At 69.9% G+C, this 23,747-nt stretch carries 27 protein-coding genes; 16 read left to right on the forward strand and 11 right to left on the reverse strand.

All coding sequences use genetic code 11. The annotated features are described in order from the left end of the window. Positions 1-185 precede the first annotated feature (185 nt). The 4 genes from OG584_RS18555 to OG584_RS18570 all read left to right on the forward strand — a co-directional run bounded on the left by OG584_RS18555 (position 186) and on the right by OG584_RS18570 (position 6,686). Positions 186-2,096, forward strand: coding sequence for a bifunctional metallophosphatase/5'-nucleotidase (locus OG584_RS18555; protein WP_405779221.1), 1,911 nt, complete (start codon positions 186-188; stop codon positions 2,094-2,096). A gap of 223 nt (positions 2,097-2,319) precedes the next feature. Continuing rightward, the gene (locus OG584_RS18560) at positions 2,320-3,057 is read left to right on the forward strand and encodes a hypothetical protein (protein ID WP_405779223.1); all 738 of its coding nucleotides are present in this window, start codon (positions 2,320-2,322) and stop codon (positions 3,055-3,057) included. Then, complete coding sequence (locus OG584_RS18565) at positions 3,057-3,782, forward strand: hypothetical protein (protein ID WP_405779225.1); 726 nt, start codon at positions 3,057-3,059, stop codon at positions 3,780-3,782. Before OG584_RS18560 ends, OG584_RS18565 begins: the two co-directional genes overlap by 1 nt. A gap of 30 nt (positions 3,783-3,812) precedes the next feature. Further along, entirely contained in the window at positions 3,813-6,686 is a 2,874-nt protein-coding gene (locus OG584_RS18570; RefSeq protein ID WP_405779227.1) for a CHAT domain-containing protein, read from the forward strand. Here OG584_RS18570 and OG584_RS18575 read toward each other — a convergent pair whose 3' ends face one another. The 4 genes from OG584_RS18575 to OG584_RS18590 all read right to left on the reverse strand — a co-directional run bounded on the left by OG584_RS18575 (position 6,687) and on the right by OG584_RS18590 (position 8,585). After that, positions 6,687-6,887: a hypothetical protein gene (locus tag OG584_RS18575; RefSeq protein ID WP_405779228.1), complete on the reverse strand. Its 201-nt coding sequence runs from the start codon at positions 6,885-6,887 to the stop codon at positions 6,687-6,689. Next, positions 6,884-7,621, reverse strand: a complete 738-nt coding sequence (locus tag OG584_RS18580) for a DUF6338 family protein (protein WP_405779230.1) — start codon at positions 7,619-7,621, stop codon at positions 6,884-6,886. The genes OG584_RS18575 and OG584_RS18580 overlap by 4 nt, the downstream gene beginning before the upstream one ends. A gap of 4 nt (positions 7,622-7,625) precedes the next feature. Further along, on the reverse strand, positions 7,626-8,048 hold the full coding sequence (locus OG584_RS18585) for a hypothetical protein (protein WP_405779232.1): 423 nt from the start codon (positions 8,046-8,048) through the stop codon (positions 7,626-7,628). 78 nt (positions 8,049-8,126) lie between these two features. Continuing rightward, on the reverse strand, positions 8,127-8,585 hold the full coding sequence (locus OG584_RS18590) for an ATP-binding protein (RefSeq protein WP_405779233.1): 459 nt from the start codon (positions 8,583-8,585) through the stop codon (positions 8,127-8,129). A gap of 238 nt (positions 8,586-8,823) precedes the next feature. Here OG584_RS18590 and OG584_RS18595 point away from each other — a divergent pair, with 238 nt between their 5' ends. The 5 genes from OG584_RS18595 to OG584_RS18615 all read left to right on the forward strand — a co-directional run bounded on the left by OG584_RS18595 (position 8,824) and on the right by OG584_RS18615 (position 11,967). Then, complete coding sequence (locus OG584_RS18595; protein WP_405779235.1) at positions 8,824-9,675, forward strand: helix-turn-helix domain-containing protein; 852 nt, start codon at positions 8,824-8,826, stop codon at positions 9,673-9,675. Positions 9,676-9,688: 13 nt separating this feature from the next. Next, the gene (locus OG584_RS18600) at positions 9,689-9,883 is read left to right on the forward strand and encodes a DUF397 domain-containing protein (RefSeq protein WP_405779237.1); all 195 of its coding nucleotides are present in this window, start codon (positions 9,689-9,691) and stop codon (positions 9,881-9,883) included. Between the two features lie 308 nt (positions 9,884-10,191). Then, entirely contained in the window at positions 10,192-10,563 is a 372-nt protein-coding gene (locus OG584_RS18605; protein ID WP_405779239.1) for a hypothetical protein, read from the forward strand. 148 nt (positions 10,564-10,711) lie between these two features. Further along, positions 10,712-11,464 (forward strand): hypothetical protein, encoded by a 753-nt coding sequence (locus OG584_RS18610; protein ID WP_405779240.1) that lies wholly within the window; start codon positions 10,712-10,714, stop codon positions 11,462-11,464. A 92-nt stretch (positions 11,465-11,556) separates the two neighbouring features. Beyond that, positions 11,557-11,967: a DUF4190 domain-containing protein gene (locus tag OG584_RS18615; RefSeq protein ID WP_405779241.1), complete on the forward strand. Its 411-nt coding sequence runs from the start codon at positions 11,557-11,559 to the stop codon at positions 11,965-11,967. Positions 11,968-12,115: 148 nt separating this feature from the next. On the opposite strand, the gene OG584_RS18620 is transcribed toward OG584_RS18615, so the two are convergent. Next, on the reverse strand, positions 12,116-13,000 hold the full coding sequence (locus OG584_RS18620) for an RNA polymerase sigma factor SigF (protein ID WP_405779243.1): 885 nt from the start codon (positions 12,998-13,000) through the stop codon (positions 12,116-12,118). A gap of 313 nt (positions 13,001-13,313) precedes the next feature. Here OG584_RS18620 and OG584_RS18625 point away from each other — a divergent pair, with 313 nt between their 5' ends. Further along, positions 13,314-14,666 carry a PP2C family protein-serine/threonine phosphatase gene (locus tag OG584_RS18625; protein ID WP_405779245.1) on the forward strand — a complete coding sequence of 451 codons (1,353 nt, stop codon included), beginning with the start codon at positions 13,314-13,316 and terminating at the stop codon, positions 14,664-14,666. Positions 14,667-14,714: 48 nt separating this feature from the next. Continuing rightward, positions 14,715-15,074, forward strand: a complete 360-nt coding sequence (locus OG584_RS18630; protein ID WP_405779247.1) for an anti-sigma factor antagonist — start codon at positions 14,715-14,717, stop codon at positions 15,072-15,074. A gap of 65 nt (positions 15,075-15,139) precedes the next feature. On the opposite strand, the gene OG584_RS18635 is transcribed toward OG584_RS18630, so the two are convergent. The 3 genes from OG584_RS18635 to OG584_RS18645 all read right to left on the reverse strand — a co-directional run bounded on the left by OG584_RS18635 (position 15,140) and on the right by OG584_RS18645 (position 16,452). Then, positions 15,140-15,397: a DUF5133 domain-containing protein gene (locus tag OG584_RS18635; protein ID WP_405779249.1), complete on the reverse strand. Its 258-nt coding sequence runs from the start codon at positions 15,395-15,397 to the stop codon at positions 15,140-15,142. A 214-nt stretch (positions 15,398-15,611) separates the two neighbouring features. After that, positions 15,612-15,788 (reverse strand): CsbD family protein, encoded by a 177-nt coding sequence (locus tag OG584_RS18640; RefSeq protein WP_405779250.1) that lies wholly within the window; start codon positions 15,786-15,788, stop codon positions 15,612-15,614. Between the two features lie 118 nt (positions 15,789-15,906). Next, positions 15,907-16,452 (reverse strand): hypothetical protein, encoded by a 546-nt coding sequence (locus OG584_RS18645; protein WP_405779252.1) that lies wholly within the window; start codon positions 16,450-16,452, stop codon positions 15,907-15,909. A 104-nt stretch (positions 16,453-16,556) separates the two neighbouring features. Between OG584_RS18645 and OG584_RS18650 the strand changes: the two genes are divergently transcribed. Both OG584_RS18650 and OG584_RS18655 read left to right on the forward strand, forming a co-directional pair. Continuing rightward, positions 16,557-17,075, forward strand: a complete 519-nt coding sequence (locus tag OG584_RS18650) for a MarR family winged helix-turn-helix transcriptional regulator (protein WP_405779253.1) — start codon at positions 16,557-16,559, stop codon at positions 17,073-17,075. 225 nt (positions 17,076-17,300) lie between these two features. Then, positions 17,301-18,152: an SAM-dependent methyltransferase gene (locus OG584_RS18655; protein ID WP_405779255.1), complete on the forward strand. Its 852-nt coding sequence runs from the start codon at positions 17,301-17,303 to the stop codon at positions 18,150-18,152. A 35-nt stretch (positions 18,153-18,187) separates the two neighbouring features. Here OG584_RS18655 and OG584_RS18660 read toward each other — a convergent pair whose 3' ends face one another. Further along, positions 18,188-19,402 carry an FAD-dependent oxidoreductase gene (locus OG584_RS18660; RefSeq protein ID WP_405779257.1) on the reverse strand — a complete coding sequence of 405 codons (1,215 nt, stop codon included), beginning with the start codon at positions 19,400-19,402 and terminating at the stop codon, positions 18,188-18,190. A 27-nt stretch (positions 19,403-19,429) separates the two neighbouring features. Next, positions 19,430-19,906, reverse strand: coding sequence for a MarR family winged helix-turn-helix transcriptional regulator (locus tag OG584_RS18665; RefSeq protein WP_405779259.1), 477 nt, complete (start codon positions 19,904-19,906; stop codon positions 19,430-19,432). 63 nt (positions 19,907-19,969) lie between these two features. Between OG584_RS18665 and OG584_RS18670 the strand changes: the two genes are divergently transcribed. Beyond that, positions 19,970-20,614, forward strand: a complete 645-nt coding sequence (locus tag OG584_RS18670) for a DUF3159 domain-containing protein (RefSeq protein WP_405779261.1) — start codon at positions 19,970-19,972, stop codon at positions 20,612-20,614. A gap of 257 nt (positions 20,615-20,871) precedes the next feature. Then, positions 20,872-21,225: a PRC-barrel domain-containing protein gene (locus OG584_RS18675; protein ID WP_405779263.1), complete on the forward strand. Its 354-nt coding sequence runs from the start codon at positions 20,872-20,874 to the stop codon at positions 21,223-21,225. Positions 21,226-21,322: 97 nt separating this feature from the next. On the opposite strand, the gene OG584_RS18680 is transcribed toward OG584_RS18675, so the two are convergent. After that, positions 21,323-22,063 carry a hypothetical protein gene (locus tag OG584_RS18680; RefSeq protein WP_405779265.1) on the reverse strand — a complete coding sequence of 247 codons (741 nt, stop codon included), beginning with the start codon at positions 22,061-22,063 and terminating at the stop codon, positions 21,323-21,325. Positions 22,064-22,388: 325 nt separating this feature from the next. On the opposite strand from OG584_RS18680, the gene OG584_RS18685 reads away from it, so the two are divergent. Then, on the forward strand, positions 22,389-23,708 hold the full coding sequence (locus OG584_RS18685) for a DUF2993 domain-containing protein (protein WP_405779267.1): 1,320 nt from the start codon (positions 22,389-22,391) through the stop codon (positions 23,706-23,708). Positions 23,709-23,747: the final 39 nt, after the last annotated feature.

The raw sequence follows: 23,747 nt of genomic DNA on the forward strand, positions 1-23,747 counted from the left end.
CTCGGGCCTGGCTTGCCGCCCGCCGGGGCCCAGCCCGTCCGGGCCCTGACGGCGTGTCCGACGCTGCGCCACATCCCCGGCGGACATCACATCGTCATCCCATTACCCTGTCGCGCTACGCGCGTTGACTCTAGGCTGCCGATCGCTACCCCCACAGCGTTCACACAGAAATCACAAGGGGACAAATGGGAGCCACAACACCTGGAACCGTCCGCCGGCGGGACGACCGCGCGGTCCGGCGGATGCTCGCCGCCGCTGCCGGGCTCGCGACGGCCGGAGCGCTGGTCGCCGCGATGCCGGCACAGGCGCAGGGGCACGGCGGTCACGGGCACGGGAGCCATACCGGTCACGGCCACGGGTCGCACGGGGCGCGCCACCCGAAGCCCGACCCCACCGTCGACGTGCAGATGCTGTCCTTCAACGACCTGCACGGGAACCTGGAGCCGCCGGCCGGGTCGTCGGGCACCGTCGCCGAGACGCAGCCCGACGGCACGGTGAAGTCGATACCGGCCGGCGGCGCGGAGTATCTGGCGAGTTCGCTGCGGGCCGCCCGCAAGGGGCACCCGTACTCGGTCACCGCTGCGGGCGGCGACATGATCGGCGCCAGCCCGATGCTGTCGGGGCTCTTCCACGACGAGCCGACCATCGAGGCGCTCAACGACATCAAGCTGGACGTCACGTCCGTCGGCAACCACGAGTTCGACGAGGGCGCGACCGAGCTGGCCCGGATGCAGAACGGCGGCTGCCACCCGACCGACGGCTGTTTCGAGAAGGGCAAGAAGTTCAAGGGCGCGGACTTCCCCTACCTGGCCGCCAATGTGACCAGCGAGAAGACCGGCAAGCCGATCCTCAAGCCGTACACGGTCTGGAAGAAGAACGGCGTCAGGATCGGCTTCATCGGGGTGACGCTGGAGGGCACGCCCGACGTCGTCACCGCGAACGGAGTCAAGGGCCTCAAGTTCCACGACGAGATCGAGACGGTCAACAAGTACGCCAGGGAACTGGACCGCCAGGGCGTCAAGTCGATCGTGGCCCTGATCCACGAGGGCGGTATGCCGGCCGGCACTTCGTACAACTACGACTGCGACTCGCCGGGCGCGGGCGACGGCATCTCCGGCCCCATCGTCGACATCGCCAAGGGCATCTCACCAAAGGTGGACGCGCTGGTCACCGGCCACACCCACCAGTCGTACGTGTGCGACATCCCGGACCCGGCGGGCAACCCGCGCATGGTGACGTCGGCCGCGTCCTTCGGGCGGCTGTACACGGACAGCACCCTGACGTACGACCTCAGGACCAAGGACATCGTGCGGACGGCGGCCGAGGCGGCCGGCGGGCACGGCAGGCCCGGTGCGGCGGTGCGGCCCGTCAACCACGTCGTCAGCCGTGACCAGCCCAAGGCGCAGGACATCACCTCCCTGATCACCCGCTGGAACACGCTGGCCGCTCCCATCGCCAACAAGCCGCAGGGCTTCATCTCCTCCGACATCAACGGGCGCGGCGACGCATCGCCGGAGACCGCGCTCGGCGACCTGATCGCCGACGCGCAGCTCACCGGGCTCGCCCCGGCGGACAAGGGCGGCGCCCAGCTGGCCCTCATGAACCCGGGCGGCATCAGGTCCGACCTGGTGTACAAGGCGAGCGGCAGTGAGGGCGACGGGGTGGTGACGTACGGCGAGGCGTTCACCGTGCAGCCGTTCACCAACATGATGAACGTCGTCGATCTGACGGGCGCCCAGCTCGTGACCGCACTCCAGCAGCAGGTCAGCGGGGCAAACGAGGCGTCCCCGAAGATCCTTCAGGTGTCCAAGGGGCTGACGTACACGCTCGACCTGACGAAGTCCGGCGCGGACCGTGTGGTCGCGGACACGGTCAGGCTGAACGGCACGGCCATCGACCCGGCCGCGACCTACCGGGTGGCGATGAACGAGTTCCTCGCGGGCGGCGGCGACGGCTTCGCGGCCCTGGGCCAGGGCACGAACAAGCTGGTCGGCGCGTCCGACCTGGACGTGTTCAACACCTACCTGGCGGCGAACTCCTCGGCCTCGGCGCCGATCCCGACGCCGAAGGCGGACCGGATCACGGTCGTCGAGTAAGGACACTCCCACCAGGGACTCCGGTCCGGCCCTCGGGCGGCGCGGGGCGGCGGTCCGGGCGGAGAGCGGCTCTCCTGCGCCCGGACCGCGTTCGCGTTCCTGTCCCTGCGCCACGTCGTCCCCGCGGCTTTCCCCAATGTGGTTGCCGGTTCTCTCCGGCGTGCTGCAAGGTTGAAATGAGCTGCTGCTCCCCTCAGTTGGCGCATCAGGGCCGAAGGTACCGATGGGGTGGAAGGACGGGGAGAGGGTGTTCGACGCCGAGACGCTCGTACGGGCCGCACTGGCCGCCTGGGACGAGGCGCGCGCGCACGAAGCCGCCGGACGCCCGATCAAAGCGATCAGCGCCTACCGCCGCGGGCTGACCAGATTTCTCGGATACCGCAGATCGTCGCATTCCTCCGACACCGCGGCCGTCTATTACGCCTTCGGCGCCATGGCCCGGGAGATGACACACCAACTCGACAGGGCCGGCGCGGGACGAAAGGCGCTGGAGTACGGCCGGATGGCCCTCGTCGCCTCCCACTTGGGCGACCCGGCAGCGGGCGACCCCCGGCGCGTCCGGGACGTGCTGGATGCTTCCCGCGCCGCGCCGGTCCACCAGCTCGTCGTGGGTCGGGAACGGGGGCCGCTCCTCGCGCCCGCCCTCCGGGTCGCAGGAGGCGCCGAGGCCCGCTCGCTCCTCTCGGAGCTGCTGCGGAAGTACCCGGAGGTCAAGGCGAGGAAGAGGGCGGGCTGGCCGGTCGGCCCCGGTCCCTGGCAGCGTGGGTTTCACGCGGTGGAGCCGTATTTGCAGGCGGTGTCGCCCAGTTGCGCCGGCCTGGACGAGAACGCCGAGATGCGGCAGTTGGCCGTCGAGAGCGCCCGCCTCTACCGAGCGCTGTGCCGGTGCGCGCCGGAGTACGCGGCGGACGCGCGGCGCGCGGAGAACACCCTCGCCCGTGTGCAGTCCGGAAACCTTTAGTGGGCCGGGCGGACGAGCGGCTCCAGGCCGGGCTCTCCTGCTGGGAGGAGGCGCGCAATTACGTGAGGACGGGGCGGCCGGTTCAGGCGGGTCTGTCCTATCAGCGAGGTGTCAGCCATCTGCTCCTCTACATCCAGCTCATGCGGTGGACTTCGGTGGGATCGGCGGAGAGCATCCGGGCTTTCCACGCCGTGGGCACCGCGGCACGGGAGGCGGTGCCGGTGATCGAGGGGGTGCGGACGCCGCTCCATGCGATGAACCACGCCCGGGTCGCTCTGGTCGCCTCGCACCTGGCGGATCCCGCTTGCGGCGATCCGGAGCTGGCCGGGGCCGCGCTGCGCGGCGTGCCGGGCGCCGCCGCCGCGTTCGATCTCATCGGGGACGGGCCGCTGACGGCGGAGGTCAGGATCGCAGGGGCCGCGGAGGCGCGGCTGACGCTCGCGCGGCTGATGTGGCGGCATCCGGGCGTCGCCGACAGGAACAGGAGGGGGGCGTGGCCGGTCGGAAGCGGCGCGCGCGAGGGGTTCCTCCAGTTCCGGAGAAAGTACCGCCGTGGGGTGCTGCCCAGCTGCGTCGGACTGGACCGTGACGCCGAGGTGCGGAAGCTGGCGCACGAAGGCGTCCTGCTCTACTCGGCTCTGCACGACGCGACGTCCGGTCATGAGGCGGCCCTCCGCTCCGCCCTGGCGGCCCGGGACGAAGTCCGCACGCCCCGGCCGGTCTGACCCGTGGCGTTGTGGCAGGAAGCGGTGGGTGTGTCCGGCGCGCTCCTCGCCTTCCTCTTCTGGGGAAGCAACGTGCGCCTGCCGTTCCTCGTCAGGTACCGCACGCTGGGGTTCGGTGTCGGCCTGCTGCTCTGGGCGCTGATGTCGGGACCGGTCGGCGGGCCGGGAGGCGCTCACTCCCCGTGGTTCACCGCCATCGGCGGCTCCGCGCTGACAGCGGCCGGTCTCGGCCGTCTGCTGGGCCTCGCCGACCAGAGACGGCGGCAGCGCACCGACCCGGCGTACGCCCCCGACAGCGCCGCAGAACGGTCGGCGACGGCGGCGGGGCTGCTGCGCCGCTATCTGCGGCAGGGCGATGTGGCCGCGCTGGACCGGTCGGTCGAGGAGCTGAGGAGCGCCGCGGGGGAGACGGTGGGCGACCCCAGGCACGCCGGTCATGTCATCGCCCTGATCAGGGGGTTGCGACTGCGCTACGAGCGGACGCGCCGGGTGACAGACCTGGACGAGGCGGTCACCGCCGGGCGGCGGGCCGTAGCCATGGCGCTGCCCCGGGGCGGGTGGCGGCGTGGGCGACGCGGCCGGCTGTTGTCCCTGCTGAGCGGGTGTCTTCGCCTGCGGTACGACCATCTCGGCGCCGTGGCCGATCTGGACGAAGCGGCGGAGCTGGGCGGGGAGGCGGTCCCGCTGATCCGGGAAACGAGTGTGCACTTCCCGCTCTGCGCAGCCGAGTTCGCGGCCGTGCTGCACAGTCAGTACGAGCGTACTCAGGACACGCGGTACCTCGATCGCGCGGTCACACAGCTGAGCGGGGCCATGGCGGTCGCCCGGCGCCGTGGCTACGAACGCGCGGTGGACCTGGCCGGCCTCTGCTACCTCCTGTCCCGGCGGGGCGAGTCGACCGGCAGTACGGCCGACCTGGCGGCGGCTGTCGAGGCCGGACGCTCGGCCCTGGCGCGGACCACCCCGGGCCGGGGGGCCTTCGAGCTGTGCCAGAACAATCTCGCCCTGGCACTGCGCACCCGCTGGGAGCTGGTACGCCGTGAACAGGAGCGCACCAGGGGGCTCCAGGACGCCGGTCCACGCCTGTACGACCTCCGCGCCCCGACGGCCGATCTGGACGAAGCGATCGGGCTGGCTCACCGGGCCGCGGGCGCGGTTCGCGCCGACGCCCCGGAACGGGCGGGCTATCAGCTCGGTCTCGCCCTCGCCCTGCACTGCCGCTACCGGCACGACCGGCATCAGTACGCGGCGGACATCGACCGGGCGCTCACCGCGCTCAACGAGGCGGCCCTTCACCCCACGGCCGATCTGCCGACCCGCGTCAGGGCAGGGCTGGCCGGGAGCGACATGGCGGCCGGAGCCGGCCGCTACGCGCAGGCCGTGCGGTCCTTCGAGAATGTGATCGGGCTGCTGCCGCAGCTCGCCGCCCGCGAACTGCGCCGGGGAGACCAGGAGTTCCGGCTCGGGCGCTGGACCGGCATCGCGGTGGACGCCGCCGCGTGCGCCCTCGCGGCAGGAGACCCGGAGAAGGCGGTGACCTTGCTGGAGCAAGGGCGCGGAGTGCTTCTGTCACGGGCGCTCGACGTACGGACGGACCTCACCGCACTGCGGGCCGGACACCCGTCGATGGCCGCAGAGTTCGAGGAACTGCGCGAGGCCCTCGACGGGCCGCCCGCCACACCGACAGGCATCGCCGCGGACAGCCCGGCTGCCACCCGGGTCGACGAGGACCGGCAGCGTGCCGTCAGACGTGCGCGCAGTACGCGCTGGGAGGAGCTGCTGGCGGAGATCCGGGCGCAGGACGGATTCGCCGGATTCGGCGGCGCGCTGCCACCCGATCCGATGTCGGGCCAGGGGGACCAGGGGCCCGTCGTGTTCCTCAATGTCAGCGAGCTCCGCTCGGACGCGATCATCCTGGATGCGGGCCGGATCCGCACGGTCCCGCTCGATGTCCGGCCGCACGAAGCCACTCGGCAGACCCGGAAGATGCTCGACGCGCTGAGCCCGGAACGCATCCTCGATCCGGCCCGGCAAAAACCTGTCCATCAGGTCCTGGCCTGGCTCTGGGACGCCCTCGTCGAGCCGGTGGCGGACTGCCTCGATCTGCGCGTCCCGGCCCCTGGAAAGGCCTTGCCCCGCATCTGGTGGGTGCCCACAGGGCCGTTGGCCCTGCTGCCGGTTCATGCCGCCGGGCACTACGGCCCCGGCGTCCGCACCGGATCCCGCTCGCTGCTGGACCGGGCCGTCCCGTCGTACGCCCCGACCGTCCGGGCGCTCACCGCCGCCCGCGCGCGGCGGGAACCGGCCGCCCCGCCGAACCCCCTGGTCGTCGCGATGTCGCGGACACCGGGCGCCGGACCGTTGCCGCAGGCCGGAGCCGAGGCCGAGGCGGTGCGGGAGCTGTTCCCCGGTTCGCTGGTCCTGGCCGACGAGGGGGCGACGAGGGAGCGGATCGTGGAGGAGCTGCCGCGCCACACCTGGGCGCATTTCGCCTGCCATGCCGTGACCGACCGGGAGACGCCGTCGCGGGGGCGGCTGCTGCTTCACGACCACCGGCTGCACCCGTTGACCGTCGCGGATGTCTCCGGGCTCGATCTGGGCCGTCTCGAACTCGCCTATCTGGCCGCCTGCGGTTCCGCGCAGACGGGTCTCCGCCACGCGGACGAAGCGATCCACCTCGCCTCGTCCTTCCAGCTCGCGGGGTTCTCCCAGGTGATCGCCACCCTCTGGCCTGTCGCCGACCGTTTCGCCCAGACCTTCGCCACCGATGTCTACCGGCAGCTCGCGAAGGACGGTGGCGGCAGGGCATCGGCCAGGGCCGTGCACCGGGCGACGCTGAACGCCCGTGATCTGTACCCGAATCTGCCCGGACTCTGGGCGAGCCATGTGCACTTCGGGCCCTGATCATTCGTCGGCCGCGGCCTCCGGGGTCTCTCTCACCGGGGTACTGGGGGCAGCCGAAGCGGCGGCCGGCTCGGAGGGGCCCTGCGCGGGTTCGGGGATCCCGTCGTGCGGCATGTAGCCGCTCCTGAAGTCCTCCGGTGATACCTGCAGGGCCAGTTCGGCGGGCGTCGGTTCGGGCTGGGTCCTGCGCGGTTTCTTCATGACGGGTCCCTGGGATTGGTCGGCGGGCCGTGGGTGTGCGGGGGCGAGGGCTGGGCGCCCGGTTCGCCGGGCTCCGTGTCCCGGACGGGGACGGGGACGGGGACGGGGGGTGGAAGGAGCAGTTCGAGCAGGTCGGTCTCTTCCGCGCGGACGTGCAGGCCGGCGCTGCCCGCGACCGGGCGGATGAAGCTGCCGTCGGGGCGCATCAGCCACGCCGACTCCAGGTAGACCTCAGGGGGCTGGGGATAGGCGGTCACGAAGGAGCGGGATCCGTACCAGCCGCCGACCCAGGCCCCGTCCCGCATCCGCATCCGTACGAAGCAGGAGCCCCGGTCCTGGAACATCCGGTCCCACGCCGTGGGCGTGCCGCTGTAACGGGCGGCGGGCCGCCGCCTGCGTTCCCACCAGGACACCGCTGCCGCAGCCGCCGCCGGTACCCCGATCAGCAGCACGAGGCCCAGCAGGGCCGCGAGCCTGGGCTGATGGCTGAACCCGTCCAGGCCGCCCGACACGGACGCCTTCACGACACGGACCAGTTGGGGGCCGGCGATGATCAGGTACAGCGCGTCGAGGAGGAGTGAGGCCCCCACGGCTCGCAACACCCTTTCCCCGAGGTCGCGTTCACCGGGCACGGGGCCGCGTCGGCGTTCGCGGAGCAACTGGTAGGTGATGCCTGGAAGTACCACGAGGACGACCAGCAGCAACTGCATGACGGTCGACGGCGCATGCCCCACCGGATCACACCCCCATCCCGCCGTACCGGTCCTGCGCGGTGAGCGCGGTGCGCCGGGCCAGCCCCCACAGGACGACCGCCGCGAGGAACGCCGCGGTCACCAGCCAGAGCCGCTCGGCCGCTATCCACCGCGCTACTTCGCCGTGGAACAAGTTGAGCACACCGATCAGGGCGCCGCAGCTGATCCAGGCGGCCCCGAGCGCCGTGCGGGAGGCGAAGGTCATCTCGGTCAGCAGAAGCAGCCCGCCCGCGAGGGACGTCACGGCGAACAGCAGCACTGCGGGCGTGTCACCGATGAGCAGGGAGAGGAAACCCGTCACCAGCAGGGCGAGCGTGACGAGTACCTTGGCTCTTCCCCGCCCCTGCCTGGGCGCGAAGATCACGACCGGCGCGAGGGCTGTACCGGCGAGAGTCGCGTACCCGCTCATGCCCGCCCCCGCCCGACGTGTTCCGTTCCGTGTCCCGTTCCGTCCGTGTGCTCCGCCGACTCGACGATACGGGCCCGGTCACCTCGGAACATGAACGCCGGGAATTCCGACCCGGCTCAGCGTGAACCAGACAGCCTTTCGGTCAGGGGCGCAGCCGCCCAGGAGAGTCCAGCCCCAGGCGGACGCGAGCCGGTCGAGCAGTAACAGCCCCCGCCCGCACTCCAGTTCACCGTCTGCCCGCGCGTGGGTGAGTACGGGCAGGAACCAGGGCGCGTTGTCCGCGACGGAGACGGTGACCTGTTTGCGGTTGATGGTCGCGTACAGCTGGATCAGGGGCGTACGGGTGTGGCGGTGGGCGTTGGTCACCACCTCCGCGACGCAGAGGCGTGCGTCGTCGGCGAGGTCGCGATGGTGGCTGACGGCGAGCAGGGATGACACGAAGTCCCGCGCGATACGCGGGGCGTTGGCGGTGTTGGGCAGGGTCGCGCGGTAGAGCTCGCCTCCCTGTGGGGGGCGCGGAGTGCGAGTGGGGGGCATGGCGTTTCTCCCTGTGGGATGTGATCCGAAATGAGGGCGCCGGTCGTTGTCCGTGGCAATGGCCGTGTCGGGGCGTGCTTGAACACCGCCCTAAACGGCTGCACTTCGGGCTTACCGGCGTGCGGTGACGACGTTAGCGCCTTGGTATCAATTGTTGTATCTACTTCGATAAACTCTTACGGAAGTGGACCCCTTCGAGGGATGCGGGTCACACTGGACCTGACACAGGGAGGGTGCGATGCCACCGAGGAAGCCGCCCACGGCGCGGCAGCGCCGATTGGGTGCCGAGCTGCGCAAGATGCGGGAGCGCGCCGGCTTTGCGCCCGCTGAGGCCGCGTCTCTGCTCGGCACGGACCGCACCACCATCAGCAATACCGAATCGGGCCGGTTCGGTGTGAGTGGCACGCGAGTACGCACCTGGGCCGACTCCTACGCCTGCCCCGACCAGGCGTACGTCGACGCCCTGGCCGATATGGCCGAGGACCGGACGAAGGGATGGTGGGAGGACTACCGGGGCGAGCTGTCCGTCGGCGCCCTCGACCTGGCCGAGCTGGAGCATCACGCGCTGGGTTTCCGGGCCGTCCAGATCATGCACATGCCTGGCCTGCTCCAGACCGAGGACTACGCACGCGCGGTATATGGGGAGGCCCTGCCTGCGCCGACTCCGGCGAACCTCCGCCGTCGGCTGTCGCATCGGCTGAGGCGGCGGGACGTACTTGACCGGCCGTCTCCGCCCACTTGCGTTTTCCTGATTCACGAAGCCGCTCTGCGGATGCAGTACGGCGGACGCAAGGTCGCGGTCAGGCAGCTCGACCACATCTTGAAGGAGTCCGAGCGTGACAACGTCACGGTGCGGGTGATCCCGTTCGCTGTGGGTGGCTTCCCGAACGCCGGTAGTTCGACGCACTATGTGTACGGCCCTGTTCCGCAGCTCGACACCGTGCAGACGGACACCCCGACGGGCTCAGGTTTCGTGGATGCCGAGACGCGTCTCCTGAATTTTCGAGCCGTCCTTGACCGGACCGAGGGGCGGTCGCTCGATCCCCAGAGTTCAAGGGATTTCATCAGCGAGGTCGCACAACAAGTATGAAGGCGTGAGAAGTATGGACATCAAATGGCGAAAGTCGTCCAAGTCGGCAGATGCCGACGGGGACAACTGCCTGGAACTCGCCGTCCACGGTGGTGAGATCCTCCTCCGTGAGAGCGACAACCCGGACGTGGTCATCCACACGTCCCGCAGCAAGCTCCGTGCCTTCCTCGGTGGTGCCAAGGAAGGCGAGTTCGACGACTTGGCGTGAAGTCGCCACGTTCGTTCCTCGGGCGGCCCTCCACCGGCGCAGGTGGAGGGCCGCCCGTTTGTCGCGTACTACCGGCGGGCGGGAGTCCTCACTCGTTAGAGTTCAAACACTTGATACGCGATTACATATAACGCTAGCTTCGTGATGCGTCGCCGGGGAGGTGGCCCTCGGCAGGGCCCCTGTTCGTCGATGCGACCCCGCCTCACCCTGCGCCGGTTGAGGCGGGAAGAAAGGCGCCGCCCCCACCCACCGCTCGTCACGCCGGCGTGGGCAGGGGCGGCGCCGACGCAGCGTCAGGAGGCCACATCATGCGTGCCGCGCACCCCGACCGGGCCTTTTGGTGCGAACGGATCACGTACCGGACGCTGGACGCCGACGATCCGGCGGATGCGGAGCGGTACGCGGTTCGCGCCCCGGCTGATGCCGTCCGCCGCATCCGTGCCGACGTGCGTGAGCTGGCGAGCACGCTGCCTCACGTCGAGCGGCACCGCGCACTGAGCTGGGTGGACGGTGGCGGCTGCGTCGGTGCGATGGGGGCGCTGCACCGCGGTGAGCCGTGCGGGTTCTCGCTGAGCCACGAGCGCGGATGGACCGAGTGGACCGTACGCCCGTATCTGGATTTCTCTGTCGAAGGCGGGTTGCTGCTCCCGATTCCGCGACCCGGGTGCGGACCGTTCTGAATCGCTGCGTCGCCCGGAACCAGCCATCGGGGAGACCGGGGAGAGCAGGCGTGAGCATGTGCGGATATTCGGGGTACCCGGTGGAGCATCGATCGCCTGGGACACCAGGCACCGTGGCACTGCCCACGGGACGAGGGGGGTATTTCTCATGGCAGTTGTACGCAGAACCGTGACGGTGGCCGCGCTGTGTGCGCTCGGAGCGGCGGGCCTGACGGCCTGTTCCGGCGGTGATGGTCCGTCGTCGTCCGACGCGTTCAAGGGGATGAGCGCGGACAAGATCGCGGACAAGGGGGTGGCGGCGACGAAGTCCGCCGACTCGCTGCGGGTGAGCGGGCACATGTCCGGTCAGGGGAAGGTCACCGACCTCGATTTCGCTGTGGACAACAGCGGTACCTGCACGGGGCGGATCACGGCCAAGGACGCCCGCGCCGACATCGTGCAGGCTCACAAGGTCATCTACCTCAAGGGCAACGGCCCCTACTGGCAGTCCGCCGCCAAGGCCCAGCCGGGTGCCGACGCCGACAAGACGGCCAAGGCCTTCCAGGGGCACTGGGTGAAGGTGCCCGCCCAGGACAGCAGCGTGCAGAACATCTGCAACAAGCAGGCCTTCATGGCGGGCATGGACCAGGACAAGTCCGAGCGGAAGAACATGACCCGGCAGGGCACCGCCGAGGTCGACGGGCAGGAAGCCGTCGTCCTCCGGAACAAGTCCGGCAAGGGCGAGACGAACACGCTGTACGTCGCCACGCACGGCAAGCCGTACATCCTCAAGGCGGTTCAGAGCGGGGGCGGAGCTCCGTCCACCGTGAGTTTCTCCGACTACAACAAGCGCGTGAAGGCCACCGCGCCGCCTGCCGACGAAGTCGTCGACCCCAAGAAGATCTCGGCGAAGGCCTCCTGAGCCGGTCGGCTTCCTGTATCGAATGCTCTGAACAGGCTTACTGTTCAGGCTCCTTGAACGGACAGTCCGCTCTACCCAACGGAGGTCGTCACATGGCAACGTCGGACAGTTATCCCTCGCAGGGCTGGCAGCAGGGCCGGCAGGATCCGAACTACGTACAGCCCAGCAACGGCGTCGCTGTTGCCGCGCTGGTGCTCGGGATCCTGGCCGTCGTCTTCTTCTGGACCGTGATCGGGGGAATCCTGCTCGGCCTGATCGGTCTGATTCTGGGCATTGTCGGAATCCGCAAGGCGCGGGCGGGAAGGGCCCCCAGGCGGGCCATGGCGATCATCGGCACGGTGCTTTCGGCGCTGGGGATCATCGGGGGCGCCGGGATTCTGATAGCCGGAGTCTCCATCCTGAACTCCGATTCGTTCAAGAGTTACTCGGACTGCGTGCAGCACGCGCACTCACAGTCCGCGAAGGACAAGTGCACACGTGACTTCAAGGACCGCAGCAACTGAGGCTGCTGTTCGGCGTCGCGGTCGCTGGAGAAGGAACTGATCCGCTGCCCCGGGATGTTTTCCCGGGGCAGCGGATCAGGTGTTCAAGGCCCTCCGGCAAGGGGGGTGAGCGCCGCAGGGGCGGGGCTGCGGGCCCGGCCGGCGCAGGTCAGTTCTCGGAGAGCATGCCCGTACGGAGCTTGACCAGCGTGCGGTTCAGCAGGCGTGAGATATGCATCTGGGAGAGGCCCAGCTCCTTGCCGATCTCCGACTGGGAAAGCTCCGACCCGAATCGCAGCGTCAGGATCGTACGCTCGCGGTCATCGAGGGTGTGCAGGAGCGGCGCGAGGGTCTGGAAGTCCTCGACGAGCTCCATGGCCGGATCGCAGCCGCCCACGACCTCGGCGTAGTTACGGGTGTGTCCGTGGGAGCCTTCGCTGTCCTGGCTGTTGTTCTGGGGCATGTCGAGGGAGCCGGCGGTGTAGCCGTTGGACGCGATGATGCCTTCGAGGATCTCGTCCTCGGTGAGGCCCAGGTGTGCGGCGAGTTCGGCGACGCTGGGCTTCCTGTCCAGGTCGACCGACAGGCTCTCCTGCGCCTTCGCGAGATCGACGCGCAGCTCCTGAAGGCGGCGCGGGACGTGTACGGCCCATGTGGTGTCGCGGAAGAACCGCTTGATCTCACCCACGATGTACGGGATCGCGAACGTGGTGAACTCGACCTCGCGGGAGAGGTCGAAGCGGTCGATGGCCTTGATGAGGCCAATGGTGCCGACCTGGACGACGTCCTCCATGTCGCCGCTGCCGCGATTGCGGAAGCGCGAGGCGGCGAATCGCACCAGCGAGAGGTTCATCTCGATCAGTGTGTTCCGGGCGTACTGGTACTCGGGGGTTCCCTCTTCGAGGACGTTCAGCCGGTCGAAGAAGGTCCTGCCCAGCGCGCGGGCGTCCTTCGGAGCGACCTTCGCCGGGTTCTTGATCCGGGGCAGGGCGGCGCCCACGACGGTTCGGGAACGGGAGGTATCGGCCGGAGATCCTGCGTCGTGCTCGGACATGGGCCCGGGGGCCATCGTTGCGGTCGGCGCGGAGATCGGCAGAAAGATCACTCCCAGAAGCAGGTGTACGGGATTGTCGTGTGCCCGCACTTCTCTCCTGTATGTCCCTGAGGGCATCTCAATTCCCTCCGGCCCTCCTGCTGCCTCCTTCGCGTATTCACTCTCCGTCGCTCGTCCGCCCCGCTCCGCCGCCGCTTTACCGACCCCGGCTCCGGTTGGTCCGGCTGGGCTAATCTGAGCCGCTGATTACGTGTACGAATTGACGCGACCGCCCGCGCCCCCGCCTGGGGCGGGCTGACCCGAGGGGGTGCGTATGACTGCTGAACTGGAATTCAGGGGTGGCCTGCGCGAGGACGGCCTGCCGGCCGCGCTCTCCGATCCCGTACGCCTTGCAGCGGTGAAGGCGACGGGACTTCTCGATACCGGTCCTGAGCGCGAGTTCGACGATCTGGCCGGGGTCGCGGCCTCACTGACCGGTTGTTCGCGGGCCTTCATCACTCTCGTCGACGAGCGGCGTTCGTTCTGGAAGGCGTGTGTCGGTGTCGATGCCGTGGGGGTGGAGGCGCGGCAGAACCCGGTGCGCGAGAGCTTCTGCTACTACCTGGTCGGTCTGGCCGGTGAGCCCTTCGTCGTCGGGGACGCGGCGGCCGACCCCCGGACCAGGGAGCACCCTTCGGTAGTGCCCCTGAAGATCGGGGCCTGGGCCGGCTATCCGCTCATCGGGCCCGGCGGCGAGGTGCTGGGCAGTATGTGCGTGATCGACGAGAACCCGCACGACTGGCAGCCTGCGGAGCTCGCCACGCTCGCCACGATGGCCCGCGCGGTCGCCAACGAGATCAATCTGCGGACGTCCCTGTCCAGTGCCGAGGACGCGCTGGTCGTGGCGCAGGACGCACTGGAGACCACCCGCGACCTCGCCAGGAGCCTCCAGAACAGCCTGCTGCCCCCGTCGCTCCGTCCCGTACCCGGACTGGAGGCCGCCGCTTCCTACCTGCCCGCCGCCGGGGGGACCACGGTGGTCGGCGATTTCTACGACCTCTTCCACGCGAAGGGGCCCTGGTGGTGCACGGTCATGGGCGACGTGTGCGGCAAGGGCACCGAAGCGGCCAAGGTGACAGCGCTGGCGCGCTACACCCTGCGCGCCGAGGCCACTCAGCACCTCTCGCCCGCCATGGTCTTCACCCAGCTGAACTCCGCGCTCCTGGAACAGCGCGTGGGAGGCGGCCGATTCCTCACGGCCGTCTACGCCACCTTCCGCCCGACGCCCGCGGGGCTCGCGGGACGTCTGTGCACCGCCGGGCACCCGCCCGCACTGATCCGGCGCGCGAGCGGCCGGGTCCAGGAGGTGGGTGCGCGCGGGAGCCTGCTCGGCGTGTTCCCCGAAGTGAAGCTGACCGATGTCCGCTTCCGGCTGGGTCCTGGCGACACCTTGCTGCTGTACACCGACGGCGCCACCGAGGCCCGCCCCGCGCGCCGGGCCGGGTCGCCGCAACGGGCCATGTTCGACGAGAGGGCACTGGCCGCCGCGCTGGCCGACTGCCACGGCCTGGACGCGCGCGGCACCGTGGACCGTCTCGGGCAGGTACTTGCCGAGCACACCGGCGACTGGGCCAGTGACGACACCGCTCTGCTCGCTCTGCGCGTGCCGGACCGGCGGGGGGCCTGACGGGCGTCTGCGGTGGGTGGTGGCGGCGATCGGTGACATGCTGGCCGGATGGATGACACTGCCGAGGGTGAGCCCGGCCTGGATGTGGTCACCACCCAACTCGGCAGCCCCCGCGTCTTTGTGATCACTCTCAGGGGAGACGCCGACCTGTTCACTCATCCGCTGGTCGAGGAGACCTTCACCCGGGCGGGCGAGAGCGGCCTCCCCCTCGTCGTCGACCTGTCCGCGCTCGCCTACGGCGACGAACTCCTCCTCGGCCTGCTGCTGAAGGCCCGGTTCTCCGGAGAGCTGGCGCTCGTCGGGCCCATCTGTGACAGCTTCCGCAGGCGCCTGAGCATCACCGGTACGGAGTCCGCCTTCGACACTCACGCGTCGCTGCGCGATGCGCTCGCCGGTTTCGCCCGCTGATCCCGTCGCGGGGACGCCGTCGCCGGATGCCGTGGCGTCCGCCGGCGGCATCCGGCCGTTGCCGATCAGGCAGGAAGTGAACGGTCGAGTGAGGGCAGAACGGCGTCCGCCGCGTCGCCGGGGGACCGGGCGGCTCCGAGGACGTAATCGGCGGCCAGGATGGCGTCGTTGACGGAGCGGGTGGAGGTCGCCACACACAGGGTGTAGGTGACGTCTTCGAGCGCGCGCCGGCCGGCGGCGGTGTCCTGTTCGAGCAGAGCGATACGGGCCGTCGCGTAACGGGCCAGGAGCGTCCGCAGGACCTGCGGATCAGGGGTCAACATGGAAGAAGCCCTTCTCGGGTGGTTACCCACCGAATGCCCATGATCCCGCTCCGTATGCGTGCGGGCGGCGCCTTGTCCGGAACCACCCGGACAGCCGTGGTCCCGGCAGCCTGAAGACTGCCGGGACCGGCGTACAGGAGTTGCGGAAGCAACCGAAGCGGCGGAGGCCGCGGGGGCGGGGCGGAAGCGGCAGGGGTGCGGACGCCCCAGCGCGCTACTTCTCCTTGAACACGTCCTTGATCGCTTCCTTGGCCTTGCGCGCGTCACCCTTGGTCTCCTCGGCGCGGCCTTCGGCCTGGAGCGACTCGTTGCCCACCGCGTCACCGGCGACCTTCTTGACCTTGCCCTTGACCTGCTCGCCCTTGGCCTGAGCCTTCTCATCGGCAGTCACAGTCGCTCACGTCCTCGCTCGGTGGAAAACAGTGTCGGTAATCCGCCTTTCCGTGGAATTCATATGCAAACCCCCGGTGTGGTCACCGCATCATTTTCCGGCTGCCTTTTCCCGCCCTTCAGCGGTCCGCCGCGGTCAGGCGTTCGCGTATGCCCGCCGCGAGTGCGGCGACGGTGAGCAGGTCGATGAGGCCGCCTCCGTATTCGGCCAGGCGGCGGTGCCCGACTCCGCTGATGCGGAATCGCAGGTGCACCCGGGTCGTGCCGGGTTCCTCCGGTGTGAGGGTGATGGCCCAGCTGATGTGGAGCCGACCGCGGGTCGAGCGGTGCACCAGGGTGTGCGGGGCTTCGTGGGTGACGATCTCGAAGGTGGCCTGCCGTCCTCCCCAGTCGTCGATGATGTCGCCGGCCCGGAGTTGCTGGAGCGCGGGTTCGATGTGGCGCAGTGCGCGTCGCCGACGCGGGACGGCTCGTTCCAGCCGGGCGGGCAGGTACCAGCCGGCGCGGTTCCTGCCCAGCTGGTTGAACCACGGCCAGACGGTGCCGGGTGGTGCGGGCAGGGTGAAGGCACGGTTCATGACGGTGTCCGGCCGGGGGACGAGGTCGTCTCCCGGCATGGTGCGGGAGGTCTCGGTAGGGCGGGGGGTGACCGTGGTGGTGAACATTGAGGAATCCTTGCGACTCCGGTGGGGCTGCTGCCGGTGTGGCGGACGCTTTTAATTTCACCCGAGATGGTATCGATTGATTCAATATCTGTTATTGTCGCACTGTGACCGCAGATCTTCCTGGCCAGAAAGTCAATTCCCGGGCGACCGACCGCCCCGGGGACACCTCGCCCTTTGCGCTCGGGCTGCTGCTGCGCCGCGCACACTTGCGTGCCGTCAGTGTGTACGTGGAGGCGCTGCGGCCGCTCGGTATCGAGTTGCGGCACTTCGCCGTGTTGATCGTGCTGGTCGACCGCGGCCGTACGGTGCAGCGGGATCTGGCGGAGGCGGCCGGCTCGGACAAGGCCGGAATCATGCGGGTGGTGGACGACCTGGAGCGCAAGGGGCTGGCCGTTCGTAAGGCCGTTCCGGGCGACCGTCGGGTGCGGGCCGTGGAGATCACGCCGCAGGGCGTGGAGCTCTTCGACGCGGCGCACGAGGCGGCGGTGCCGCTGGCCGGGCAGTTGGTCGATGCGCTCCAGCCCGGTGAGTCCGAGCAGTTGATCGACCTGCTCACCCGGTTCGCCTATCCGTCCGGTCCCACCGCTGATGTGCCGGATGCGCCCGGAGCCCCCGTCCGCTGACGGGGCGTGGGCGGTGCGGGCCTCTGCTGCCCGGCCGCCGGGCTCGCTGTCCGGCCCGGTTCCGGCGTGTTCCCCTCCGTGTGACGTGTGGGCGCGCATACCTGCGCCGCTAGAAGGTATTGAATGATACCGTCGCGGTCGTAATGGAATTCGGTGCGCTGCGGACTGCGAGCGGGGCGGTCGTGTCGTGTTCGCCCGCCGCGCGGCTGACCTGTGAGGTGGTTCATGGCTATGGACGTTTCCGGGATCGATGCCATCGGGCGGACCGCGTTCGCGGTTGCGGCGCTGCGTGCGGCGGAACACCGTGAAGCAGGGGGCCCGTTCACCGATCCCTACGCGGAGTTCTTCCTGGAGGCGGCCGGAATGCCGCTGGAACCGCACCCCGACGGCCGGGACTTCGCCGCAGTGATGCGGCCTCAGGCCGTGGTGCGCGGCCGCTACTTCGACGATCTGCTTCTCTCGGCGGCGGCCACGGGGTGCGGGCAGGTCGTCCTCGTGGCCTCCGGTATGGACAGCCGGCCCTGGCGCCTGGCCTGGCCCGAAGGCACCGTGCTGTTCGAGGTCGAGCAGGAGCCGGTGCTGAGGTTCAAGGACCGGGTGATGGGCGAGCGTCAGGTTCAACTCGCCTGCTCCAGGAGGCCGGTGGGAGTCGATCTGCGGGACGACTGGGCCCCGGCCCTGTGCGAGGCCGGATTCCGGGTGGACCGCCCATCGGTCTGGCTCGTCGAGGGCCTCCTGTATGCCCTGGACGAGAGCGCGTCGGACCGCCTTCTGGCTGGGCTGAGCGGACTCAGCGCTCCCGGAAGCGTCCTGGCCTTCGACCACTTCGAGGTCGGTCCCTCGCTGCGCGCAGCCACTGACCGGATCAGCCCCGGCCTCACCCGGCTGTGGAAGTCGGGGCCCGCCGATCCGGCGGCCTGGCTCCACCGGCACGGGTGGGAGCCCGCCGTACGTGAACTGGCCGACGTCGCCGCCTCCTTCGGCCGCACGGTCCACCCCGCCCACATGCCGGGGCCCCAGGCCGACGGCCACTCCTGGCTGGCCTCCGCCACCCGCACCGCCGCGGTCGCGAACTGAGCGGCGGAGGCCGTCCGGCGGGCGGCTGATCCGGGTCAGTGCCGGGGCGGTGGAGCGGGGAAGATGCGGCGCTTGACCGCGGGTACGGCCTCCGCGGCGCGCAGCACGGTGCGGAAGGCGGCGCGTGGCAGCCGTCCGGTGGTGGCGGCGCTGCGGGCATTGCGGGTGGACAGGGCGAGGGCTTCGTTCGCGTAGCCGCGCATGGCCCCCTCGTAGGTGGCGACCCGGTCGGTGAGCGGGCCGCCGGCGACCAGTGCGCGGCGCAGTTCGTCGGCGTCGCGCAAGGCGGTGTTGGCTCCGATGCCCGCCATGGGGGTCATATTGTGGATGGCGTCTCCCAGCAGTGTGACGGCGCTGGGCTGCCACGGTTCGAGAGCGGGCATGGTGCGCAGCGGGATGGCGGCGATGGTGTCCGTACCGGTGCTGGTGACCAGGCGGTGCAGGCCCGGTGCCCAGCGCGCGGTGCGTTGGGCGACGTGGTCGCGCAGCGCGGCCCGCCCCATGGCTGTCGGGTCGGCGGGGTAGGTGTCCCGGCTCTCCGCCCAGGCCCATACGAGGTAGCGGCCGGAGGCGGGCGCGTCCCAGGTGGACATGAACAGCCAGCCGGGGCCGGAGGGCACCACGTTGTTCACCGAGCCGTCGGTGAGTGCGGCGGGCAGCTGGGCGAGCAATGGTTCGGTCAGGGTGACGCGTCCGGATACGTTGACGATGCCGAGGTCCTGGCGCTCCAGGCCCGGCAGCCGCATGCCGCGCAGGCGGGAGTTGCTGCCGTCGGCCGCCACGAGCAGGTCACCGCTGTGTGTGCTGCCGTCCGCGCAGTGGACCCGGATGCCTTCGGTGGTTTCGGTGTAGCCGTTCACCTGCTTGTTCCACAGAACTGTGCCGTCCGGCAGCCCGGTCAGCAGGGCTTCGCGCAGGGCGTCCCGGCTGACCGCCCGCCGGCGCAGGTCCGGTCCGGTATCACCGTGTGCCTCGTTGTCGCGTACGGCGAGGGGCCTGAGGTCCTGGTCGTGGAAGCGGATCTTGTCCGGTGCCAGGGCCGAGGAATCGAGAAGCCGTTGCCAGGGCTTCTCCGGCAGGCAGTCGCGCAAGGCGCTCATGCCGTCGGCGTTGAGGTGGATGCCGTACGTGGCCGGCTGCTCGCCGGAGGCGCTGCGGCGCTCCAGAACGGTGACGGCGAAACCGGCGTGGTGCAGTCCTTGGGCCAGACACAGCCCGCCGAGGCCGGCGCCGGCGATCAGAACGCGCATGAGGAGACTCCTGTGTGGTGAGTGGGATCAGGCCGCGTCGGGATGGGCGAACCGGGTCAGCAGGCCGATGAGCTGCTCCGGCTCGTCCGGGCCCAGGTGGCTGACCAGAGCGTCGATGAGGGCGCCGGCGTTCAGGTGTGCCCGGTCGAAGAGGGACGCGCCGTGCTCGGTGAGCTCGATGATCCGCACGCGCCGGTCCCCCGGCTGGGATGCGCGGGTCACCGCGTTGTCGCGCTGCAGGTCGTCTATGACACGCACCATCGTGGCCCGGTCGCTGCCGGTCGCATCGACCAGTGCCTGCTGGCTCATCGGACCCCCGCTGCTGAGCGCGATGAGCACCGCGAAATGGCGTGTCTCCAGGCCCAAGGGCCGCAGCGCCCCCATCAGCGCGGAGACAGCTCGGTCGTGCGCCCGTCGCAGCACCAGGCCGAGGGCGAACGCCGAGCGGTCTCCGGGGCGGTCGGTTGCTCTGGAGCCGTGTGCGGCGGGCAAGGAATGTGGCATACGTAAAACAGTAGCATCCAAGATGGCTTTGCTAGATACCGTTTCATATGTAACGATCGATGCATGGAACTCACCACGGACCCTCGGAGCACCGAGCCGCCCGGACGTAGCGCGCGCCGGAATCCCGGGAAGAACGGCTGGGCCTCCAGGCTCTCGGCCACTGTCGTCACGGCGGCACCCACGGCCGCTTTCCTCGTGGCGAACGCGGTGGACTCGCTGGACACGGGGCTGATCGCGGCCGGCGCCACCGCTGTCGCCGCCTTCGCGTGGCGTCTGCTGTCCCGCCAGAAGCTGCGGCAGGCCCTTGCCGGCCTGGTCATCGTCGGCGTGTGCGCGACCGTCGCAGCCGTCACCGGCGAGGCCCGGGGCTTCTTCCTCCTCCCGGCCCTGATTCCGTTCGCCGTGATCGCTGTCTGCCTGGGCAGCATTCTCGCCGGGCGTCCTCTCACCGGCCTTCTCCTCAACCGTGTCAGTGGGGGGCCGCCGGACTGGCGCACTGTGCCCAGGCTGCGCCGCATCCACCGCAACGCGACGTGGGTGTGCGTAGCCGTCAACGTCGCCAACGCCGCCCTTCAGGTCATCTACTACCGCGACGACGAACCGCTCGTCCTGGGCATCGTCCATATCGCCACCGGCCCGGTCTTCGCCACGATCGTCGCCGTCACCATCACCGTGGCCCGCCGCGCCCTCCCCGCGCGCCAGGGATAGGGCTGCGGGGGCAGGGGCTGCGGAGCGCGCCGCCTCCGGCGCTCTGCCGGTGCGTGTGCGGTGACGCCCCTTCGCGGTGGACGGGTCCGCGCGGCCGGTCGGCCAGGACATGTGTGGGGCCGACGGGCCAGGGCACTCGATGGTCCGGAGCGCATCGCCCGAAAGGGGCGGATGCCGCTTGTGCCCGGCCGTTCCGGCGGGGCGGCGCAGTGAATGCACGAGTCAGCTGCGCACGAGATCAACTGAGGGAGTCGTATATGACCGACAGCATCTGGGGCTACCAGCCGACCACCGGCCACACGGCGGGAACGGACCTGACCGGATACAAGGTCGAGGCGACCGACGGCAGCATCGGCAAGGTCGACAAGCACTCGGACGACGTCAACTCCGCTTACCTGGTGGTCGACACCGGTGTATGGATCTTCGGCAAGCACGTACTGCTGCCGGCCGGCACGGTGCGTGCGATCGACGAAGCCGAGCGGAAGATCATTGTCGACCTCACCAAGGACCAGATCAAGAACTCGCCCGAGTTCGACAAGGACAAGCATGTCGGGGACGCGGGTTACCACGAGCAGGTCGGCGGCTACTACCAGAGCCACCGTCGCCTCTGACGCACCGCACCACGCCATGACGCGGGGCCGTCCGGACACCTTCCGGACGGCCCCGCTCACTGCGCGTACCGCTGTTGCGGCGTGTGCCGTTGTGCCGCTATGCCGCGCGATGCGGCGTCGGCCCGTTCGATGCCGCAGAGCAGCGCCGGGGGAGCGTGACCCTGCCGGGTCGGTGCCCGAATGTGTCCATCACCAGCCACTCGTCCAGCTCGGGGTCGTAGAGGTTCTGGACGCCGAACTGCAGCACCTGCCAGAACGTGCTCCGATTGTCCTGATCGACATAGACGTCGCCCAGCGCGAGAGGGAAGCGCAGGAATTTCCCCGGAGGCTTCTTCGGCAGGACGACGCCGGCCCTCCAGTGGTTCACGTGCCGGTCCGGGCTGCCCTGCAGGATCTCCCGCCCCACGAACCGTGCGCCCCGCAGCGCCTGGTTCAACTGGTCTAGGTCGAAGCCCGGGATCCTTGAACACGGATGTTCGGTCAGGCCGGGCCACTTGTAGGTCAGGGTGTAGAGCGTGCCGTGGTAGATCAGGTTGGTGAACCAGATGGGGTACTGCGGGCCGCCCGCGACCATCTGGCTGTCGCCGTCTCTCCCCGCCCAGGTGAACGGGACCGTGATGTCCAGGTCCCGGACGACCCACCTGCCCTTCCCGTGAAAGTCCCGGGGGAGCTGGGGCGGGCGCGGCATCGGTGAAGCGGACCGCTTCTCCGCCACGGTCACGGACGCTCGCGCGTCCCTGGTCGGCGGTCCGGCTTGGGCCGACGGCAGTACCGTCGAGGCGATGACGATCGCTCCGGCCAGAGCCGCTGTCGCCCGACGTGTGAGTGTCCGGCCCATGGTTTCCCTCGACTGTCGTGTCAGGCGCCGTGTGGCGCGGGGTTCGAACGCGGCGATGCCATTCGGTCGCCATCTCCGGAAGCGAGCGGGCGACAAGTGGGACATTTCATATCAGACGACAGGAGTGTTGGTGCTGAGGTGAGCCGTACGCCGCCGCGCCTTCCCCTGGACGGCCCCGCGACGGACCGTTCGCGCCCGCCGACCCGCGGTGCGGCCCGGTGCGGATGTCCCCGGCCCTGCGCAGTGCTCGACAAATGGCATGAAACCAGGGGCTACCCCGGGTACGACTTGCGTTCGGGGGGCGCACACATGGTGGGATGAGCCGATGCGACCCCCCACACGCATACCTTCGCATCGGCCCAATCCCTACGACGAGCTCGCACAACTCAGCGACCCGGAGCCCGGCTTCGAGCCGTACGGCCATGACCAGCCGTACGGTCAGGACCAGCTGTACGCCCATGACCAGGGCCGTTACGGCGGCGGAGCCGACGGCCGCGGTGACGACGAGCGCGACCCCCTCGGCCTTGGGCTGAAGCCCGACCCCGGCGAAGCAGACGCAGGCGACGACGCATCGGCCGAGGACGCCTGGTCGCCGCCCAACCACCGTGCCCGGAGCCGCTTCGCCGCCGTTTCCACCGTGGTGAAGGTCGCCATAGCCGCTCTGGTGTGCACCGGCTTCCTCTTCCTCGCCGACCGGTTCGCCGAGCTGTATGCCCAGAACAAGGCCGCCGAGAAGCTCCAGCAGTCACTGCACCTGGTGACCAGACCCGAGGTCGACATCCACGGCTTCCCCTTCCTCACCCAGGTCCTCGACAAGCACCTCGACCGGGTCGACGTGTCGGTCCCCGACGTCGCGGCCGACCGGGTCTCACTCGCGGAGGTGCGCGCCACCGCCAAGGACATCCGGATCAACGGCGACCTGCCCAGCTCCATCAAGGGCGCCGTGGTCGGCTCGATGGACGGTGACGTCTTCCTCTCCTTCGCGGACATGAACCGCGAACTCGGAGCCTCGCAGGTCAAGTTCACCGACGACGGACACGACTCGGTCAACGTCCGCGGCGGGCTTCCGGTGGCGGGCACACAGGTACGCGTCCAGGCCCAGGCACACGTTCAGCGGGACGGCGGCCAGGCTGTCTCCACGACGGTCGACCACATGAAGGTCGAGGTGCCCGGCATCGCGACGTACACGCCGGGCAAGGACCGCGCCCACTCCGGGCTGCGGCTCGCCCCCGAGGCGGCCGCCCGGATCGCCCGCGAGAAGAACCACATCAGGGCGCTGCTCTCGGTGCCGTCCGTGGTCGACCGCATCGGAGTGCCGCAGAAGCGCGTACAGCAGGCGCTGCACAGTGACGACGAGCTGCACCGGCTGACCGGCACCCCGCGCTTCGCCCATCAGCTGATGCAGGTCAACCTGGTCGACGAGATCATCGCCCACCCCTGGCTGCTGCAGAAGGCCGGGATCGACCCCAAGCTGATCTCCGCTGTGATGAGCCTGCGCCCGCCGCAGCTCTCCAGCCAGTTCTCGCTCTCCTTCAAGCTGCCCAAGGCCCCCGGCGACATACGGCTGCGCCATGTGGTGGTGGAGAAGCAGGGGATCAGGGCGGATCTCGCGGGCTCGGGACTGCACCTGGGCAAGCAGGGCTGAGAACGCGCCCCGCCCCGGCCGGGCGGCGGGGCCGGGCGG

This window comes from Streptomyces sp. NBC_00859, assembly GCF_045161865.1.
Classification (GTDB): domain Bacteria; phylum Actinomycetota; class Actinomycetes; order Streptomycetales; family Streptomycetaceae; genus Streptomyces.